The sequence below is a fragment of the Kitasatospora sp. NPDC096077 genome (assembly GCF_040303245.1).
Taxonomy (GTDB): domain Bacteria; phylum Actinomycetota; class Actinomycetes; order Streptomycetales; family Streptomycetaceae; genus Kitasatospora.
Map to the genome: position 1 here is coordinate 39,649 of NZ_JBEOSV010000055.1, position 17,967 is coordinate 57,615.

Consider the following 17,967-nt stretch of genomic DNA (forward strand, 5'->3'; position numbering starts at 1 on the left):
CGCGGGGGCACGGGGCGCGGTGGGGCGGCGGTTCCCCGGGGGGGGGGGCCCTTGGGGCCCCGGGTGCCCGGGGGGGGGGCGTCGGGCTTGTCAAGCCCGACGCCCGGTCAAGTGTGATCTGGGTCACTCCTTGACGGCCGGGTGGTCGCCGCTGGTCTCGAACGGGCAGGTCAGCGGGGTTGTTCGAAAGTGAACGGAAACGTTTCCAATTGTCCGCCCGATCCGGTCAACAACCCGGCCCTCCCGGACGGTTACACCACGAGCCCGCAAAGGGCCGTCGGCGTGCCACCCGGTGGGCCGGCCAGCTGACCCAGGAAGGGGGCGCGTGTGGACACTCCCGGGCCGGGCGAGGAGCGGAGCCTGCGGGCGGACCCGCTCGACGACCTGCCGAACGACTTCGAGGCGTTCTTCACCCGCGAGAACACCGGCTACCTCCGCTACGCCCAGCAGCGGCTGCGCCACCGCGAGGACGCCCAGGACGCGGTGCAGAACGCCGGCACCACGCTCTACCGGAACTGGCGCCGCGCCCTGGCCAGCGAGGACCCGCAGGCCTTCGCCTTCAAGATCGTCAAGGACGCGGTGGTCGACGTGCTGCGCGAACGCCGGCGCACCGAGCGCAAACGGCTGCGGGTGATCGCCCAGCGCCGCCCCGACACCAGCCAGGACGAGCTGGAGGAGCTCGCCGAACTGGACGCCCTGGACTGGGCCATGGACGAGCTCGCCCGTGCCGCGCCGGTCCAGGCCGACGTGGTCCGGCTGCGCCAGGCGGGGCTGTCCTACCCCGACATCGGCCGGACCCTCGGCATCGCGCACACCACCGCCCGCACCTACTACAGCCTCGGGCGGCGCCACCTGGAGTACCTGCTGGAGCATCCGGACGACGACGGGCGGGCGACATGAGGGTCACCGAACTGCTGCGCGCGCACGCCGCCGAGCTGGACCAGGACTTCCCCGGCCACGACCCGGCGGACTTCACCCGCCGACTGGCCGAGCGGCTGGTCGCCGCCCGGCGGGCCGCCCCGACCGGGCGCGAGCGTCCGGCCCGGCCGCCCGCCGTCGCCCGGCCGCCGCACGCCCCGGCGGCCGGTGACCACCCCCGGACCGGGGGCCGGTCCGAACTCCGGCGCGACCTGCGCCACCTGTGTGCCGGGGTGGCGGGCGCGGTGGAACCCGGCGAACTGGCCCTGGACCTCGAACTCGCCGAGAAGGCCGCCTTCCGGACCCTCGGCTGCCTGCTCTACGGCCTGGGCCGCACGGCCGACGGGGTCTTCTGGTGGCGGATCGCCGCCCAGTACGGGGACCCGCTGGCCGTCCACTGCCTGGCGGTGCACTACGCCGCCGAGGGCGAGCGGCACGACGCGGCGCGCTGGGCCGCCGAGGCCGAGGACCTCAGTGGTCCGGGCCGGCTCCCGGAGGTCGCCCCGACGGCCCGGCCGGGGCGGGTCGCCGAGCTGGCGCGGCTGCTCGCGGAGGGGTACGACGGGGAGATCCTGCTGACCCTCCAGGGGGCGGTGGCGGCCCGGCCCGGGGCCGATCCGGGGCGGTTGGGCGTGCGGGCGGTGCGGGGGCGGGGGGTGGTGCGGATCCGTTGAGGGGGCGGGCCGGTCCGGACGGCGCCGGTCGGGTGAGGCCGGTCAGCTGAGGCCGGTCAGGGCGCTGCCGAGGTAGTCGGCGCCGAGCACCAGCGGGACGGCGGTGGTGATCGCCGCGTGGTGCGCGGCCGCCCAGGCGCGCCACTCGCCCAGGGCGTGGACCGAACGGTCGGCGCCGCGCAGCCGGACGGCCAGCGGCAGGAGGGTGCCCAGTGAGCCGATCAGCACCAGCAGGGCGGCGGCCAGGGCCCTCGCCCCGGGGCCGGACGGTGCAGCGGCGATCGAGGCGGCACCGCCGACGGCCGCGAGCAGGGTGCGGGGACGGGCCACCACCAGGGCCGCGGCGAGCCCCGCCGACCGGGCCGGGGTGAGCCGGTCGATCCCCAGCAGCCAGGTCGGCGGCGCGGTGACGTGTCCGGGGCGGGGGCGGTCGCGCCACTGCCGGGCGGCCAGCAGGACCAGCGCGGCGCCGAGGCCGAGCTTCAGCCAGTCCGCCCAGGTCGGTCGCCCGCCCGTCGGGGCCAGTGCGCCGCCCGCCACCAGTACGAGCGCCGTGACCGCCGCCAGGCCGAGCACCCAGCCGGCCGTGAAGGCCACCCCGTTGGCCCGGCCGCGCGGCGGGGCGAGGATCAGCAGCACGGCGATCAGCGGCAGCGGGCTGAGTGCGACCGCCACCGCCGAGGCCAGCATCGGGCCGATCGCCTCACCCATCCCCGGACCTGCCTTCCCGTCGCCGGGTGCCGTCCGCCATTCAGCTACCGCCGGGGGCGGAGCGCACGGCCGGTTCCGCCGTCCGGGTGAAGCGTGGGTGGCGGGAGAGACGGCCGGGGGCCGTCGCACCACGACGGTGCGACGGCCCCCGGCCCGGACGAGTCGGTCGGCGCCCGGTCAGTCGGTGCCGGACTCCATCGCCGCGAGGTCGAGCGCGGTGGGCTCCGCCTCGTGGCCGCTGCCCGCGGCGATCGGCGCGGCGCCGCCCGGGGAGAGCTCGCCGATCAGACCGCTCCACTGCGCCAGCTGGCCGTGACCCGCGTACTGCTCCAGCTTGCTGCGGGAGTCGGCGATGTCCAGGTTGCGCATGGTCAGCTGGCCGATCCGGTCGTCCGGGACGAAGGCGGCGTCGACGCTGCGCTCCATCGACAGCTTCTCCGGGTGGTAGCTGAAGTTCGGGCCCTGGGTGTCGATCACCGAGTAGTCCTGGCCGCGCCGCAGCCGGAGCGTGACGCTGCCGGTGACGGCCTGGCCGACCCACTTCTGGAGGCTGTCGCGGAGCATCAGCGCCTGCGGGTCGAACCAGCGGCCCTCGTACATCAGCCGACCGAGGCGCCGGCCCTGGGTGTGGTAGGTGGCGGTGGTGTCCTCGTTGTGGATCGCGTTCAGGAGGCGCTCGTAGGCGATGTGCAGCAGCGCCATGCCCGGGGCCTCGTAGATGCCGCGGCTCTTGGCCTCGATGATCCGGTTCTCGATCTGGTCCGACATGCCGAGGCCGTGCCGGCCGCCGATCAGGTTGGCCTCGTGCACCAGCGCGACGGCGTCGCCGAACTCACGGCCGTTGATCCGGACCGGCCGGCCGAACTCGAAGTCGACGGTGACGTCCTCGGTCCGGATCTCCACGGCCGGGTCCCAGAAGGCGACGCCCATGATCGGGGCGACGATCTCCATCGAGGTGTCCAGGTACTCCAGCCGCTTGGCCTCGTGGGTGGCGCCCCAGATGTTGGCGTCGGTGGAGTAGGCCTTCTCGGCGGAGTCCCGGTAGGGCAGGTCGCGCTCGGCCAGCCACTCGGACATCTCCTTGCGGCCGCCGAGCTGGTCGACGAAGTCCTGGTCCAGCCACGGCTTGTAGATCCGCAGGTTGGGGTTGGCCAGCAGGCCGTAGCGGTAGAACCGCTCGATGTCGTTGCCCTTGTAGGTGGAACCGTCGCCCCAGATGGAGACGCCGTCCTCCTGCATGGCCCGGACCAGCAGGGTGCCGGTCACGGCGCGGCCGAGCGGGGTGGTGTTGAAGTAGGTCTGCCCGGCGGAGCGGATGTGGAAGGCACCGCAGGCCAGGGCGGCCAGGCCCTCCTCGACCAGCGGGGCCCGGCAGTCGATCAGGCGGGCCTGCTCGGCGCCGTAGGCACGGCCACGGGCCGGGACGTCGGCGAGGTTCGGCTCGTCGTACTGGCCGATGTCGGCCGTGTAGGCGTACGGGACGGCACCGTGCTCGCGCATCCACGCGACCGCCACGGAGGTGTCCAACCCGCCGGAGAATGCGATGCCGATCCGTTCACCGACCGGCAGCTTGCTCAAGACCTTCGACATGATTGCACCCTTGACCCACCCGCTCGTGCGGGCTCCTGATTTAGCGACGTGTGAGGGGGTTCGGTCTGTTTCATCCGATGCCCGCACTCTGGCATACATTTGCAGAGTACCGCAAGAGCATACGAACGCGTTGGCCGGGGTGGTGGCTGCCGGCGGCGGCCCCGGGGGAGCCTGTCGGGCGTCAACTCCATTGGCCGGGGCCGGATTTGCGGCGGCGGCCGGGCGGGGTTCCGGTGGGGTTCCGGTGGGGGGACGCGACGGGCCGGGCTCCCGGGGGAGCCCGGCCCTGAAGGCGGCGACTGGTCGTGCGGGGGTGAGGAGTTGCGGCGGTCGGGAACTGCGGGGGTGAGGAGTTGCGGCGGTCAGGGCCTACGGGGGTCAGACCTTGCGGCCGACGCCCGCGTACATCCAGCGGGTGGAGCCCGCGGTCGACCCGTCCGGGCGCCAGAGCGGGACGAAGTCCACGCCCGGTTCCACCAACTCCCAGCCCGCGAGGAACGCCTCCACCTCGGCGCGGCCGCGGAGCCGGATGTGCGTATCGGTGTCGTCCCAGGTCTTGGCGACCTCGGCGGCCCGCTGCGGGTTGCCCTCGGCGGTGCTGTGCGAGAGCAGCAGGTAGCTGCCCGGGGCGAGCCGCTCGTGGACGGCCCGGACGGCCGCGGCGGCCTGGTCGTCGTCGAGGAAGTGCAGCACGGCGACCAGCAGCACGGCGACCGGTTGGGACAGGTCGATCAGCTCGCGCAGGGCGGGCCGGTCGAGCAGCTCGTCGAGGTCGCGCAGATCGCCGGTCAGCACGGTCGTGGAGTGGTTGTCCGCGAGCAGTGCCCGGCCGTGGGCGAGCACGATCGGGTCGTTGTCGATGTAGACCACCCGGGCGTCCGGGGCCAGCTCCTGGGCGACCTCGTGCACATTGCCCCGGGCGGGCAGGCCGGAGCCGATGTCGATGAACTGGCGGACCCCGGCGTCCACGCAGTGCCGGACGGCGCGGCGGAGGAAGGCGCGGTTCTCCCGGGCGGCCTGCGGGATGTCGGGCGCGGCGGCGATCGCGTGCTCGGCGGCGGCCCGGTCCGGCGGGAAGTTGTCCTTGCCGCCCAGCCAGTAGTCGTAGATCCGGGCCGGATGGGGCCGGTGGGTCTGCAGCATCACCGGGTCCACGGAGCCGACCGGGGCGATCGCCCCCGTCGCCTCCGTCGTACCGGTGGCGTCCGCCGCGTCCGCCGGGTCCGTGGTGTGGTCGAGCTCGGGCATCGGGTCCCCTCCGTTGGCCTGATCAACGGTCATCGACTGCTGACCGGAAGCCGGTTGATCACTTTCGCATCGTACCCGGCCCACCCGATTGGACGATCATCACCCTGCCCGCGGTTCAGTACGGCGCCGGGCGCGTTCGCGCAGCCACGGTGTGTGGGCGGCGAGGATGCCGAGTCCGAGGGCCACCAGGTGCCCGGCGTCGGCCAGTTGCTGGTCCGCCGCCCAGGCCCCGGCCAGCGCGAGGGCGAGGGCGGGCAGGCCGTACCGGCGCAGCCGGGGCGGGCCCAGGGCGAGCAGGCAGCCGACGGTGGCGACCAGCCCGTAGCTGATCCCGACGTCCCGCTCCCGGGACAGCGCGCCGGGGATCCGCGCGGTCAGCATCACCCACATGGCGCCCTCGGTGATCAGGGTGGCGCCCAGGTGCCCGAAGACGAAGACCGCGCCGGCCCGGGCCGGGCCCCAGCGCCACTCGGCCAGGCCCAGGGCGAGGGCGACGGCGGCGATGCCGGCCCAGGCCGGGACCCCGTCGACCACCAGGCCGCTGGTGAAGAGCGTCCACCACTTGCCCACCTCCATGTGGTGGACGTTGCTGCTGTTGTGGCGGACGAAGCGGGCCCGCCCGGCGTGGCCCTGGGTGGCGAGCCAGGAGGCCGTGAGGGTCAGCAGGAGGACGTAGACGCTGGTGAGCCGCAGGCGCGGGGCGGTTCTGCGGGCGCTCGACCGGAAGGCGGCCGTTCTGGACACCGGGTGCCGGTTGGCGGCGGTGTCGGTCGGTTTCGTCGCCCCGAGGCGGTCCGTCATCGTGGGTGGCGCCTTCGCTCTGCGGTTCCAGGTGCGGTTCCAGGTGCCCGGCGGCTCGATGGGCGGCCGGACGGCCAGCCTACGACAGTCCGGGGCCTGGGCCCTGTCGACCGAGGCCGGTGGGGGACGGGCGGAGCGGGGGGCGGGGTGGGACCGGGGTGCGGCGGGGCCGGGCGGGGCGGTCACCCGAACGGGTCGTGGCGGCGGCGGGGGGCCGCCGGGCCGGGCGAGGGTGAGGGCGAGAGGGAGGGTGAGGGTGAGGACGAGGGGGCCGTCGAGGAGGCGCCGATGACCGGCAGCACCACCGGGGTGCCGGTGCCGCAGGAGCACCGGCGGCCGTGGTGGGCGCGCGCGGCCCGCGCGGTGTGGCGCTACGTGCGACGCGCCCCCGGCAGCTACCTCTGGCTGGCGATCCTGCTGGTCACCACCCAGGTGATCCGGCACGTCGACCCCGCGACCGCCGAGCGGATCCTGCAGCGGCGCTCGACCAACCTGCACCACCTCCAGGTCTCGCCGATCCGGGTGCTGGCGACCAGCGCGCTGTGGATCGACGGCGGCTGGCCGACCTACTTCGCGCTGTACAACGTCTTCCACGTGCCCGCCGAGCGCTGGCTGGGCACGCTGCGCTGGCTCTCGGTGGCGGTGCTGGCGCACGTCGGTGCGACCTACCTCAGCGAGGGCGTGCTCGGCTGGGCCATCCACCGCGGACTGGCCTCGCCGAAGGCGGTCTTCACGCTCGACTACGGCGTGAGCTACGCCCTGGCCGGGGTGGTCGCGGTGCTCACCTACCTGATCGTCCGGCCGTGGCGGTACCTGTACGCGGCGGGGGTGCTGGCCGTGTACGTCCTGGGGGTCCACCAGAGCCGGGACTACACCAGCGTCGGCCATCTGAGCGCCGCGCTGATCGGGTTCGCCTGCTACCCGATCACCCGGGACCGGCCGGGGTCCTTCGACCCGGTCGCCGCGGTGCGGGCGCTGCGGCGGCGGCCGGCCGGCCGGTGACCGTTTCGGGCCCCGGCCGGTCGGCCGGGTCGGTTCCGTGCGTCAGATCCACGGGGCCTTGCGGCCGCAGGTCGTCGGCCAGTCGGGGCCGGGGACATTGGCGCACCACAGTTGGAGGTCGTCGGGGCCGGTGTCCCGTACGGACAGGTTCTGGTTGATGCCGGCGCAGGTGGCGACGGGAGAGTACCGGGGGCAGTGGCCGGTGGCGTCCTTGAGCAGGTGCGCACGCCGGGCGTCCAGGCCCATGTCCAGGACACCCGGGTCGGTGGTCGGCATGTAGCGGTTGGCCGACCAGGAGCCGGCCATGGCGGCGAACAGTGCGATCGCGCAGACTCCGCCGGCGGTCATCCGGCGGATCGTCAGGAGGCTCGGTCCGCCGGATGTGCCGGATGTGCCGGGTGTGCCGCTGCCGGGGTGTGACAGCGTCCGGCTCCAGGCGGTCACGCGCTGGGCGGCCAGCATCAGGCCGAGTACCGCCAGCACGATCAGGCAGTACATGATGATCCAGGTCGTCCGCGGGTAGAGCTGCACCGCCTGGGTGCGCTCCAGCTGCGAGGCGAACCAGAAGCGGAGGAGCCAGGAACTGACCAGGACGGTGGTGACGGTCCGCACCAGGATGCCGCCCGAGCCGAGGCCGATCGCGAGTGCGGCCGCCGCGAGGACGAGCAGGGTGAAGGCGCTCTGCCCGGCCAACTCGCCGCTCAGGGGCCAGTTGTGGTAGGTCTGCGTGCCGGGGCGATCGGACATCCAGCCCATCACGTAGGCGGGATCGGCGTAGACCGTGATCATCGCGTAGCGGTCCTTGGTGGTCGCACCGAGCCGGACCAGCTGGTAGAGCAGCGGCGCGCCGACCAGCGCGGCGCTCGCCGCGGCCACCGCCAGGAAGAGCAGGGCCCGCTTCAGGCGTGCCGCGCCCTTCCGCCAGGGCAGCACGGATCCCACCAGGACGAGCACACCCGGTGCGGCCCAGACGAACCAACCGGAGTACCAGAGGAACAGCAGACCGATCGAGGCCCCGAGGGCGGTCGCCCGTGCCACGGCCGAGCGGGCCGACAGCTCGTGGGACCGGCGCAGTTCGCGGAAGCCGACGGCCAGGACCGGCAGCATGACCAGCATGGCGCCGTGGCTGTAGGGGCGGATCGGGTCGATGAAGAGCACCGCGGAGGGCACCGCGACGAGCAGGGCCCAGAAGGGGCGGAGCAGCAGCCGCCACGCCAGGTAGGTCATCGGGCCGGCCACGGCGGTGCACAGCACCTGGAGGTCCTTCATGGCGAACGCGACGCCGGCGACGCCGCCGTGGGCGCCGTGGAACAGCTTGCCCCACCCGACCAACAGGGCCGGGAAGAGCGGCGGGTAGACGCCTGGTAGGCCCTTGCCGCGGATCATGTCGTCGGCCATGCCCATCACGTTGCCCGGGTCGCCCTCCTGGCCTCCCAGACCCCACGGGGTCCCGTTCAGCGCCACGACGACACCGCCGGCGACCAGACCGGTCCCGAGTCCCGCGAACACCGCGCAGCCCAGGCGGAGCACCAGCGGGTACCGCCCCGGAGCGGTCCGGTGCGCGACGTACAGCAGGGCCGCGAGGACGGGAACGCCGATCACCGCGGCGCGCAGTTGGAGTGCGGCGAGGCCGCTCACCTGGCCGATCCGCACCAGGGGGTTCACGTCGATGCTGCGGGCCCAGAGCATGAAGCAGACGGCGGCGAGCAGGCTGACGACGGCCTCGGCCGGTGCCGTGGAGCGCTGCTGCGGGCCAGGGGTCTCCGCCGGGCCCGGCGGAGACGGGGTGCTCCGCTCGGGGGGCGGCTCGATGCTTCGAGGATCCGCTGGAGCGGCGGTCGGGCAAGTGGTCGCATCAGCCATTCGGTTGTGCTCTTTCGCCGTGCGTCCGCCGCACCCGATCGGAGGCGCCGGACCCGGTCCCCCCACCTGGATGTCGCAGTGGACAACGACGGGCGCGCCCCCGGGTCACGTGGCATCAGGGTGAGGCCCCGGGTGGGACTCGGCGGGGGAGCAGGCGGAGGTCAGGGCGCTCGGGCGATCAGGAGGGGCTGGAAGAAACCGGTGTCGGCGGACGGTTCCCAACGGGCCCCGGCAAGGCCGGCCGCGGTCGCGAAGCCGCTCAACTGCCTGGAGCTGCGGGTCGGATCGGTAGCGAGGTACCGGCCCGGGCGGGAATCCGATGGCAGTGCGGCGCCGCCCCGGCGATGATGCCCGCATGCGCACCTTCGAGGAACTGATCGCCGAGGCCGAGAGCGTGTCCGTGGACGGCTGGGACTTCTCCTGGCTGGAGGGCCGGGCCACCGAGGAGCGCCCCTCCTGGGGATACCAGCGGCTGCTGGCCGGGCGGCTGGGCACGGCGGGCGCGGCCCTGGACATCCAGACCGGCGGCGGCGAGGTGCTGGCGGGCGCCCTGCGACTGGGCGGCGGGGGCCGCCCGCCGGTGCTGGCGGCCACCGAGTCGTGGCCGCCCAACCTGGCCCGGGCCACCCGGCTGCTGCAGCCGCTGGGCGCCGTGGTGGTCGCCGACCCGGACGAGCCGCCGCTGCCGTTCGCGGACGAGGCCTTCGACCTGGTCAGCAGCCGGCATCCGGTGCGGGCCTGGTGGACGGAGATCGCCCGGGTGCTGCGGCCCGGCGGCGCGTACGTCGCCCAGCACGTGGGACCGGCCTCGGCCTTCGAGCTGGTCGAGTACTTCCTCGGACCGCAGCCGGCGGCGCGCGAGGCGCGGCGCCCCGAGGTGGAGGGCGCGCAGGCCCGGGCGGCCGGGCTGGAGGTGGTGGACCTGCGCTCCGAGCGGCTGCGGATGGAGTTCCGCGACATCGGCGCGGTGGTGTACTTCCTGCGCAAGGTGATCTGGATGGTCCCGGGCTTCACCGTCGCCGGTCACCTCGACCGGCTGCGCGAGCTGGACGCCCTGATCCGGGCGGAGGGGCCGTTCGTCGCCCATTCGGCACGCTTCCTGATCGAGGCGCGGAAGCCGTAGCAGGCGCGGGGTGCCGTCGGGCTCGGCCGGGGGCCGTCACAGGTGTGGGGGGAGGTCGCGGCGGGACGGGACGGAGAGTTTGCGCAGTGTCCTGGCCACGTGGTTCTCGACGGTTCTGGTGGACAGGTGGAGTTCTGCGGCGATCTGGCGGTTGGTCAGGCCGGTGGCCGCGAGTTCGGCGACCTCCCGTTCGCGGGGGGAGAGTCCGGGGTGGGCGGGCCGGCCGGAGCGCGGGGGTGTGGCGGCGCGCAGCTGGGAGCGGACGTGGGCGGCGTCGTGGGTGGCGCCGAGGTCGGTCAGCAGGCGGAGGGCGCCGGTCAGTCCGTCGAGGACGTCCCGGTCCGCGGCCCGGCCGTTTCCCGCTGCCGCGGCGCAGCGGGCCGCGGCCTCCGCCGCCAGGGCGGACAGGTACGGCCGGGGCAGGGCGGCGTAGGCGGCCGCGCCGGCGCGGTAGGCCGCCGCGGCGCCCGGGAGGTCCCCGTCGTGTTCGGCGAGCGTGGCGTGGCACCACTGCCGGGCGGCTGCCGCGAGGGGCAGGTGCGGGGTGGCGGGGGCGGTGCGGAGGTCCTCGGCCATCGCCCGGGCGGTGGCGGGGTCGCCCGCGGCCAGGACCGCGGTGACGGCCCAGGGCGCGAGTTCCGCCGCCCAGGCCCAGATGCCCTTGCTCCGTAGCCGGGCCCAGGCCTGGGTCGCGTGCGTCCGGGCGTCCTGGTGGTCGCCGCGGGCGAGGGCCAGGCGTACGAGCACGGTCGAGGAGAGCACCGCGACCGGTGCCAGTTGCTGGTCCGGGTGCGGGGCCGGGCCGCCGGCCAGCCAGGCCCGGGACTGCGACCATTCGCCCCGGGCGAGGCACAGCGAGGCGAGGACGGTCCGGGCCTCGTGGCCGAGCACCGGGGTCCGGGCGGTGTCCGCGACCAGTTCGGCGGCGCGGTCGGCGAGGCCGGTCCAGCGGCCGGTGGCCCAGTCGAGGAGGAGCCGGACGCTGCGGATGCCGTGGGCGACGTGGGGCCCGGCCCGGTGGCGTTCGGCCAGGGCCGCGCTGCGGTCGAGGAAGGCCCGGCTGTCCGCGTAGCGGCCGAGCCACAGGGTCGCGTCGGCGGCGTTGCACAGGGCGCGGGCCCGGTGGCCGGCCGATGCGGCGCCCGCCGCGTCCTCGCCGTCGTGCGGGGACCGGGGCGGGAGTGCCCGCTCGGCTCCGGGGTCGTCGAGGGTCAGGAGCAGCGCGATGAGGTTGGCGTCGACGGCGGCCCGCAGGACGGGATCGGTGGTGGCGGCGACCGCGGCGAGGGCCCGCCGCGCGAAGTGCCGGTGTTCGGCGAGCGGGATGCCGGGCCAGTGCGGCATCGACATCGCGGCCATGACCCGTGCGGCGAGGCCGAGTTCGCCCGGGAGGGTGCCGGCGGTGCGGGCCAGCCGTAGCCAGCCGTCGTGGTCCGGCGCCGTCGGGGTGCACAGCGACAGCCCCTGGAGCACTCGGGCCTGGGCGCGCAGCGGCCCCGGCACTCCCGGCGTGCGGGTGAGGGTGTCGAGCAGGGTGCTGGCGTCCCGGGGCGTGAGCCCGGCGACGTGGCGCAGGGCGGTGGTGGCGAGCCTGGCGCGGGCGGGGCCGGGGATCCGGCGGTCGACGAGCAACTCCTGGAGGAGCCGGGCGGCTTCGCGGTGCTCACCGGCGGCGGCGTGGGCGCCGGTGGCGCGTTCGGCGGCCCGGACCAGGCCGCGCCGGACCCCGGCCGCGCGGAGGTGCCCGGCGACCTCCGGCCAGGGGACGTCGGTGCGCCGCCGCAGCACCTGGGCCGCCCGGTGGTGCAGGTCGAAGCGTTCGGCGGGGGGCAGGCCGACGGCCACGGCCCGGGCGGCGAGCGGTACGGGGAAGCCGTACCGACGGGGGCCGAGGTCCGTCAGCGCGGCGGTGGCGAGGGCCGCGAGGAGCCCGGTGCGGACCTCCCGGTCCGGCAGCCCGGTGAGGGCGGCCAGTTCGGCCTCGGAGGCCGGTCCGGCCAGCACCGCCGCGGCCTGCACCAGGCGTCGGGCGTCCGGCGGGAGGGCGGTGAGCCGGCCCAGCACGGTCTCCGACAGGCGCGGCGGGGCCTCCAGCGCCTCGATGTCGTCCGCCGTCGGCCCGTCCGGGGCCGTTTCCGCGAGGACGGGCAGGACGTCCACGAGCACCTGGGCGACTCCGCCGGTCACCGCGTACAGCCGCCCGATCACGGCCTCCGGGCACCGCTCGCCCAGGGCCCGGCCGATCAACTGCCGTGCCACCGGGGCGGGGAGCGGGCCGGTCCGTTCCCGGAGGACGGCGGTGCCGGGCGGGCAGTCGAGCGGCTCGCCCAGCGGGGGGCGGCCGGCCGGGAGGTCCTCGGGTCGCCAGGTCAGCACCAGGGCACGCCCGGTCGGGAGGGTGCGGGACAGCCGCCGGAGGCTGCGCCGGACGGGTTCGTCGGCGCGGTGGACGTCCTCCACGACCAGCAGGATCGGGGCCGTGGACCGGGCCGCGGCGTCGAAGGCGCGCTGCGCCTCGTCCTCGGACAGCTCGGCGCAGGTGAGGGTCAGACAGGCGGATCCGGCCGGGCGTCGTCGGCGCAGGGCCGCCACGAGGTGCGACTTTCCGGTGCCCGCGGGCCCCTCGACCAGCAGGACCGTCGAGGGCCGGGCGGGGCCGGTGAGGGAGCCGTGGAGTACGGCCCGCCAGGCTTCGCCCATGCTTTCCTCCGCTCGTCCGGGTGGCGGGTCTCCACGGTGCCGGACGGTGCCTCGGCCAACCAGGCTCCGGTGCAGTGGAGTTGATTGAGTATGGGTAGTTCCGGCGGCCGGATTGTACGCCGCTGAGGTCTGGACCACGCTGATGGCCACCCGGTTCCGCCCACCGGTCACCGGAGCCTCCACACACCCCCGGTCACCGGAACCTCCATACCCCCCGGTTCCTCCCGGCGGGCGGCGTCCGGCATTCCGTCAGGTCCCCCCACGCCTCTGGAGTGTCATGAACATGGCATCACTGTTCCGTTCGTCCCCGCTGAGGACCGCGGCCGCGGCCGTCGTCACGTGCGCCCTCGCGGCCGCCGGCGCCGTGCTGGCACCCGCTGCCCAGGCCTCCCCGGCCACGTCCCCGGCCACGTCCCCGATCGCGTCCGCGGCCCGTGCCGAGCGCCCGTCCACCCCGAGGGCCGACGCACCCATGGGTGCCCCCGTCGCCGGCCGCGTCCTCGGCGAAGCCGGCATCAGGCCGCAGGACCGACCGGGCGTCCAGCGGTTCCGCGAGCTGCGCGACGGTCTCGTGGCGCCGGATCGGCCCTCGGTGGGCGCCGCCGGCCGCACGGCCCCGGAGGGCGCGGACCTCGCCGAGCTGGCCCACCGCTGGTGGGGCACCGAGCTGGGCCCCAACGGCAACACCGGCTTCGACGGCGTGACCGCCACCCACACCCTCGACGCCTCGCTGCGCCTCAGCAGTGCCGACGACTTCCTCTACGCCCCCACCACCAAGGCGCGCGCCAACTCCTGCATCGAGCTGGTCACCGTCCACACCCAGGCCAGCGCCCAGGTGTGGGCCTGGGACTGGTGCAACGCCGACCCCGCCCAACAGGTCGGCGCGACCGTCGACATCGACTCCGCCTTCCTCCAGAAGTACGGCAGCACCGTGAACGGCCGCTCCGCCTACACCGTCCGGATCCAGCTCACCGACGCCGGGGCCAACGCCTGGACCGCCTCGCTCTACAACGTCACCACCAGTACCTGGGACCCGTTCTTCACCAGCCAGGGCACCGACCAGACCACCCTCGCCTACGGCTGGGACATGTTCGAGTACTACTCCGACCAGACGGCCTCCGGATCCGTGGGCGTCTGCCAGGACCTCAGCGGACGGGTCGTCGAGACGACCGGACTGAAGGTCCACGACCCCGTCACCGGCGCCTGGACCGACGCCGGGCCCGCGAATTCCACCGTCTTCCCCGACGCCACCATGAACCCCTCGGACTACTTCTGCCCCGGCATAGCCGGCCGGATGGCCGCGCCGTACAGCGCCTGGCAGGTGTCCGTCCGCTGACGCGGACGCTGACGCGCGGGATCGCACCGGGAGCGGAAGGAGCCGGGTGCCGTCGTGGCGGCCGCCCCGGGTGGGGGTGGCCGCCACGCTGTGCGCGGGCCGCGCCGATGCCGTCCGACCCCTTGTCAGAGGTTAGGGAAGTTTCCTAACTTGATGTCATGTCCGAGACATCACGGCACTCCCGGCGTTCCCTCCTGCGCGTCGGTGCGGCGGGCGGTGCGGCCTTCGCCGGCGGCCTCCTGCTGCCCGGAGCCGCCCGGGCCTCCGCCCCGCTCCCCACCGCCCTCGACAATCCGACCATCCCCGCACCCCGGAGCGAGCGGACCGCCGGGTCCGCGCTCCGGCCCTTCGGCCGGCACCTCGCCTTCGGTGCCGACCCGTCCCGTCAGGTCGTCGTCTCCTGGCAGGTACCGGACGCGGTGACCGCCCCCTTCGTCCGGCTCGGCCTCCAGCCAGGCGACCTCGGCGCGCAGCTCCCCGCCGAAGTCCGCACCCTGGTCAGCCGACTCTCCTGGCAGCACCCGGTCGAGGGCCAGCCCCTGGCCAAGCCCACCACCGTCACCCAGTACTACCTGCACGCGCAGGTGGACCAGCTGATCCCGGACACCACCTACTACTACGTCGTCGGCCACCAGGGGTACGACCCGGCCGGCCGGGCCGGCGGGCTCGGCGGGTCCGGCGATGTGGCGAGCTTCCGTACCGCACCCGCCCCCGGGCGCGGCGCCGGGTTCACCTTCACGGCCTTCGGTGACCAGGGCATCGGGTCCGACGCCACCGCCACCGGCAACCTGATCGCCGGCCTCGACCCCGCCTTCCACCTCCACATGGGCGACCTGTCGTACGCCAACAGCGGCGGCAGCGGCACGACCGACGACGCGTACGACGCCCGCCTGTGGGACTCCTTCTTCGTCCAGAACGACCACGTCGCGGCGCGGACCCCGTGGATGGTGGCGGTCGGCAACCACGAGATGGAGCCGTGGTACGGGGACGACGGCTACGGCGGCGTCCGCGCCCGGTTCACGATGCCCGACAACGCCTGGAGCCGGTCGACGGGCATCTACTCCTGGCGCTACCAGAACGTCGGCCTGATCAGCCTCGACGGCAACGACGTCTGCTTCAACACCCCCGCCAACCTCGACCACACCAAGGGCAGGCAGCGGAAGTGGCTGGACAGCCGGCTCGCCGCGCTGCGCGCCGACCCCGGCATCGACTTCATCGTCGTCTACCTGCACCAGTGCACGTACTCCACCTGCCACGACAACGGGGCCGAGCTCGGCGCGCAGCAGGACTGGGCCCCGCTGTTCGACGAGTACCAGGTGGACCTGGTGCTCAGCGGCCACAACCACGTCTACGAGCGGACCGACCCCATCCGGGCCGGACGGGCCACCCGCGCGGTCGCCTCCGGTGACACCGTCGACCCGGTGAAGGACGGCACCACGTACGTCGTCGCGGGCGGCGGTGGCGACGGGCTCTACACGTTCCCGGCCTCCGACACCTACCTGGGGCACGAGACCCCGAACGACGACCCGGTGCCGATGGTGGTCTCCGAGCGGAGCGGCCACGAACAGACCGTCGAGGTCACCTGGTCCAGGGTCCGTTACACCGGCTACTGCCTGGTGGCGGTCGACGTGACCCCCGCCGTCGCCGGCGGCGCACCGGCCCGGATGGAGGTGCGGTCCGTCACCGAGGACGGCACGGCCGTGGACCGGGTCACCGTGCAACGCGGCTGAACCCGCCCGGAGGCGGGGGCGGCGGTAGGCGGTAGCCGCCCCCCGCGGCCTCGGCGATCTACGCTGTCACCGTTGCCCATGACGTTTCAGCGGCCCGGCGTCCCGGCGAACCGAGGCCTTCCCGGTACCCGGACCGCTCCGGCCGCCGGCCGCCGGTGGAAGGGGACAGTGCGATGGATGCCGCTGACAACAGGACCAGGGCCGCGATCGAGGAGCACTGGCGGGCGTCGGAACGCGGGGACGGCGACGCCGAGCACGCCGTCTACGCGGCGGACGCGATCCTCGACTACCCCCAGTCGGGCGAACGGTTCCGGGGCCGTGCGGCGATCTCCGCGCAACGCGGCGGCCACCCCGCCGACCGGCACTTCACCGTCCACCGGATCACCGGCGGCGGGGACCTGTGGGTGAGCGAGTGCGTCATCACGTACGACGGGGTGCCCACCTACTCGGTGAGCATCATGGAATTCGCCGACGGGCACGTGGTGCACGAGACGCAGTACTTCGCTGCGCCCGAACGGCGGGCAGCGCTCGCGGAGCCGATGCCGGGCAGGACCATCACCGGGGCCTGACCCGGAGCCGGTCCCGGGCCGCCGGGCACGTTGCGGCGGGCGGGCAGGTCCGGCCGGGTCCGGTGCGGGCGGTCAGGGGGTGGGCGCGGCGCCGAGCGGGACCCGCCGGTAAGGGGCGGTGGCGGTCGGGGCGGGTGCGGTGTGCTGGGGCAGCGGCCGTGGCGCAGGGGCGGCCAGCTGCGGGTCGACCGTGAGGGCGGTGACGCCGAGCGGCTCGGTGAGGGCGCGCAGGGCGGGCTCGGCCAGGGTGATCCAGGGCTGGTCCGGGCCGAGTACGGCGGTGAGCCGCTCCTCGGAGGTGAAGGCGACCGCGGTCCGGTCGCCCAGCGCGGTACGGAAGACACGGGCCGTGTGGCCCAACGGGCCCGACCGGACGGGTACCAGGAGAGGTCCGGTCGGGTTGCGTTCGGACGGCTCCGGGTCCTCGGCGTACAGGCGCTGGCTCATGGTGTTCCTCCACGGGGATGCGGGCTGGCGGCGCACCCCGGGATCGCCGGGGTGCGCCACCGAGGCTATGCCCGCGAGCGGAGGGTGGGAGCGCCGTCCTGACGTCCCCCTGACTCCGGCCGGTCGGATCCTTATGGTCTGTTGACGATCGTGCCGGTCCTGGCGGTGCGGCCCGGAGGGGGTGTGGTCAGGTGACCGTCTCGTGCGGGCCCCACAGGCCCTCCAGGGCCGTCCCGGCCTGGTCGGCCAGGGTCACCGCGACCAGGCGCGCCTGCCGGGAGGGCACCGTGCCGGGGGTCGGCTGCATCAGGTAGCGGCCGATGTACTTGCCGTTCCCGAACAGTCGCAGCTCCACGTCCTCGTCGGGCAGGCCCAGCCGGTCGGCGTCCCACGGCTTGCGGGCGACGGTGACCGAGCCGTCGTGCTCCAGGCGCGGCGGGTGGCCCAGCAGTGAGCCGTACTCGAACCGGCAGCCGCGCAGTTGCAGCAGGTCGATCAGTTCGGCCTGGACGTGGTCGACCACGGTGAGGGCGGTGCCGGCGGTGCGGGCCAGCACGGTGGTGTCGTGGATCCGGGCCAGGTAGCCCGCGTCGGTGATCGCGACGACCTCGAAGTGCCTCGCCCTGGCCGCCAGTTGGGAGACGACCAGGCCGACGCAGAGCAGCAGCACCGCGGTGGTGAGGTCGCCGGACTTGCTGATCGAGAACCGCTCGTAGGGGCGGGTGAAGAAGAAGTCGAAGCCGGCGGCCGCCACCACCGCGGCCACCGCGCCGGCGCTCCGGCGGCCGAGGGCGGCCACCGCCACCACGACCACCACCAGCAGCAGGGCGACGTCGGTGCCGGCGATGCCGGACCGCCACGGCAGCAGCACCGCGCAGAGGGCGAGCGGGGCGGCCACGGCCGCGAACAGCGGCAGCCGGGCCCGAGCGGTGAAACGGCGCATCGTACACCTCCTGATGTCCGGTGTAGCGCTCCCGGGCCGGTGGGCGGGGGCCGTCGTCGGTCCCTTGGCGAATCCCTTGCGCGGCCGTTCCGGGCACCCCGCCGTCCGGGGGACCCCGTCGTTCCGGTTCGGCGGCGAGCGGCGCGAAGGACGCGTCAAGACGGCGGCCGGACCCGTCAAGAAGGCGTATGGACGGGCCGGTGCGGGCCCGGTCGCACCTAAGGCGTGTCTGACAATTCCCGCCGGGCGCGCGACGCCGGGGCACGCACCTCGCCGCGTTGTCGTCGGTCGCCGATGGCCCCCAGCCTTCGG

Annotated in this window: 15 protein-coding genes; 7 read left to right on the forward strand and 8 right to left on the reverse strand. The window is 74.8% G+C overall.

Annotated elements, in window-relative coordinates; all coding sequences use genetic code 11:
- The first annotated feature begins 327 nt into the window (after positions 1-327).
- A complete protein-coding gene (locus tag ABTZ03_RS32875; RefSeq protein ID WP_350516800.1) occupies positions 328-900 on the forward strand; it encodes an RNA polymerase sigma factor in 573 nt (190 codons plus the stop codon).
- Positions 897-1,592: a hypothetical protein gene (locus tag ABTZ03_RS32880; RefSeq protein ID WP_350516801.1), complete on the forward strand. Its 696-nt coding sequence runs from the start codon at positions 897-899 to the stop codon at positions 1,590-1,592. Before ABTZ03_RS32875 ends, ABTZ03_RS32880 begins: the two co-directional genes overlap by 4 nt.
- A gap of 42 nt (positions 1,593-1,634) precedes the next feature.
- On the opposite strand, the gene ABTZ03_RS32885 is transcribed toward ABTZ03_RS32880, so the two are convergent.
- The 4 genes from ABTZ03_RS32885 to ABTZ03_RS32900 form a co-directional block, all read right to left on the reverse strand.
- Positions 1,635-2,303 carry a GAP family protein gene (locus ABTZ03_RS32885; protein ID WP_350516802.1) on the reverse strand — a complete coding sequence of 223 codons (669 nt, stop codon included), beginning with the start codon at positions 2,301-2,303 and terminating at the stop codon, positions 1,635-1,637.
- 177 nt (positions 2,304-2,480) lie between these two features.
- Entirely contained in the window at positions 2,481-3,893 is a 1,413-nt protein-coding gene (argG, locus tag ABTZ03_RS32890; RefSeq protein ID WP_350516803.1) for an argininosuccinate synthase, read from the reverse strand.
- Between the two features lie 378 nt (positions 3,894-4,271).
- Positions 4,272-5,141, reverse strand: coding sequence for an SAM-dependent methyltransferase (locus tag ABTZ03_RS32895; RefSeq protein ID WP_350516804.1), 870 nt, complete (start codon positions 5,139-5,141; stop codon positions 4,272-4,274).
- Positions 5,142-5,240: 99 nt separating this feature from the next.
- Positions 5,241-5,942, reverse strand: a complete 702-nt coding sequence (locus tag ABTZ03_RS32900; protein ID WP_350516805.1) for a rhomboid-like protein — start codon at positions 5,940-5,942, stop codon at positions 5,241-5,243.
- Positions 5,943-6,230: 288 nt separating this feature from the next.
- Between ABTZ03_RS32900 and ABTZ03_RS32905 the strand changes: the two genes are divergently transcribed.
- Complete coding sequence (locus ABTZ03_RS32905; protein WP_350516806.1) at positions 6,231-6,944, forward strand: rhomboid-like protein; 714 nt, start codon at positions 6,231-6,233, stop codon at positions 6,942-6,944.
- 42 nt (positions 6,945-6,986) lie between these two features.
- Here ABTZ03_RS32905 and ABTZ03_RS32910 read toward each other — a convergent pair whose 3' ends face one another.
- Positions 6,987-8,807 (reverse strand): hypothetical protein, encoded by a 1,821-nt coding sequence (locus ABTZ03_RS32910; RefSeq protein WP_350516807.1) that lies wholly within the window; start codon positions 8,805-8,807, stop codon positions 6,987-6,989.
- Positions 8,808-9,162: 355 nt separating this feature from the next.
- Here ABTZ03_RS32910 and ABTZ03_RS32915 point away from each other — a divergent pair, with 355 nt between their 5' ends.
- Positions 9,163-9,930, forward strand: coding sequence for a methyltransferase domain-containing protein (locus ABTZ03_RS32915; protein WP_350516808.1), 768 nt, complete (start codon positions 9,163-9,165; stop codon positions 9,928-9,930).
- Between the two features lie 36 nt (positions 9,931-9,966).
- Here the strand turns inward: ABTZ03_RS32915 and ABTZ03_RS32920 are convergent, their stop codons facing one another.
- The gene (locus ABTZ03_RS32920; protein ID WP_350516809.1) at positions 9,967-12,630 is read right to left on the reverse strand and encodes a helix-turn-helix transcriptional regulator; all 2,664 of its coding nucleotides are present in this window, start codon (positions 12,628-12,630) and stop codon (positions 9,967-9,969) included.
- A 283-nt stretch (positions 12,631-12,913) separates the two neighbouring features.
- Between ABTZ03_RS32920 and ABTZ03_RS32925 the strand changes: the two genes are divergently transcribed.
- From ABTZ03_RS32925 to ABTZ03_RS32935, 3 genes are all read left to right on the forward strand, one after another.
- Positions 12,914-13,966 (forward strand): hypothetical protein, encoded by a 1,053-nt coding sequence (locus ABTZ03_RS32925; RefSeq protein WP_350516810.1) that lies wholly within the window; start codon positions 12,914-12,916, stop codon positions 13,964-13,966.
- Positions 13,967-14,124: 158 nt separating this feature from the next.
- Positions 14,125-15,696, forward strand: a complete 1,572-nt coding sequence (locus ABTZ03_RS32930; protein ID WP_350516811.1) for a purple acid phosphatase family protein — start codon at positions 14,125-14,127, stop codon at positions 15,694-15,696.
- A gap of 173 nt (positions 15,697-15,869) precedes the next feature.
- Positions 15,870-16,265 carry a nuclear transport factor 2 family protein gene (locus tag ABTZ03_RS32935; RefSeq protein ID WP_350516812.1) on the forward strand — a complete coding sequence of 132 codons (396 nt, stop codon included), beginning with the start codon at positions 15,870-15,872 and terminating at the stop codon, positions 16,263-16,265.
- A gap of 72 nt (positions 16,266-16,337) precedes the next feature.
- On the opposite strand, the gene ABTZ03_RS32940 is transcribed toward ABTZ03_RS32935, so the two are convergent.
- Together ABTZ03_RS32940 and ABTZ03_RS32945 are read right to left on the reverse strand one after the other, a co-directional pair.
- Positions 16,338-16,712, reverse strand: a complete 375-nt coding sequence (locus ABTZ03_RS32940; RefSeq protein WP_350516813.1) for an SAV_915 family protein — start codon at positions 16,710-16,712, stop codon at positions 16,338-16,340.
- Between the two features lie 187 nt (positions 16,713-16,899).
- Positions 16,900-17,655 carry a DUF4118 domain-containing protein gene (locus ABTZ03_RS32945; RefSeq protein WP_350516814.1) on the reverse strand — a complete coding sequence of 252 codons (756 nt, stop codon included), beginning with the start codon at positions 17,653-17,655 and terminating at the stop codon, positions 16,900-16,902.
- Positions 17,656-17,967: the final 312 nt, after the last annotated feature.

Bases quoted from the DNA above. Each gene is read 5' to 3' on its own strand.
- ABTZ03_RS32910 (WP_350516807.1), bottom strand. From the start codon at position 8,807: ATGGCTGATGCGACCACTTGCCCGACCGCCGCTCCAGCGGATCCTCGA.
- ABTZ03_RS32880 (WP_350516801.1), top strand. From the start codon at position 897: ATGAGGGTCACCGAACTGCTGCGCGCGCACGCCGCCGAGCTGGACCAG.
- ABTZ03_RS32925 (WP_350516810.1), top strand. From the start codon at position 12,914: ATGGCATCACTGTTCCGTTCGTCCCCGCTGAGGACCGCGGCCGCGGCC.
- ABTZ03_RS32940 (WP_350516813.1), bottom strand. From the start codon at position 16,712: ATGAGCCAGCGCCTGTACGCCGAGGACCCGGAGCCGTCCGAACGCAAC.
- ABTZ03_RS32905 (WP_350516806.1), top strand. From the start codon at position 6,231: ATGACCGGCAGCACCACCGGGGTGCCGGTGCCGCAGGAGCACCGGCGG.
- ABTZ03_RS32895 (WP_350516804.1), bottom strand. From the start codon at position 5,141: ATGCCCGAGCTCGACCACACCACGGACCCGGCGGACGCGGCGGACGCC.
- argG (WP_350516803.1), bottom strand. From the start codon at position 3,893: ATGTCGAAGGTCTTGAGCAAGCTGCCGGTCGGTGAACGGATCGGCATC.
- ABTZ03_RS32915 (WP_350516808.1), top strand. From the start codon at position 9,163: ATGCGCACCTTCGAGGAACTGATCGCCGAGGCCGAGAGCGTGTCCGTG.
- ABTZ03_RS32930 (WP_350516811.1), top strand. From the start codon at position 14,125: ATGTCCGAGACATCACGGCACTCCCGGCGTTCCCTCCTGCGCGTCGGT.
- ABTZ03_RS32900 (WP_350516805.1), bottom strand. From the start codon at position 5,942: ATGACGGACCGCCTCGGGGCGACGAAACCGACCGACACCGCCGCCAAC.
- ABTZ03_RS32945 (WP_350516814.1), bottom strand. From the start codon at position 17,655: ATGCGCCGTTTCACCGCTCGGGCCCGGCTGCCGCTGTTCGCGGCCGTG.
- ABTZ03_RS32920 (WP_350516809.1), bottom strand. From the start codon at position 12,630: ATGGGCGAAGCCTGGCGGGCCGTACTCCACGGCTCCCTCACCGGCCCC.
- ABTZ03_RS32935 (WP_350516812.1), top strand. From the start codon at position 15,870: ATGGATGCCGCTGACAACAGGACCAGGGCCGCGATCGAGGAGCACTGG.
- ABTZ03_RS32885 (WP_350516802.1), bottom strand. From the start codon at position 2,303: ATGGGTGAGGCGATCGGCCCGATGCTGGCCTCGGCGGTGGCGGTCGCA.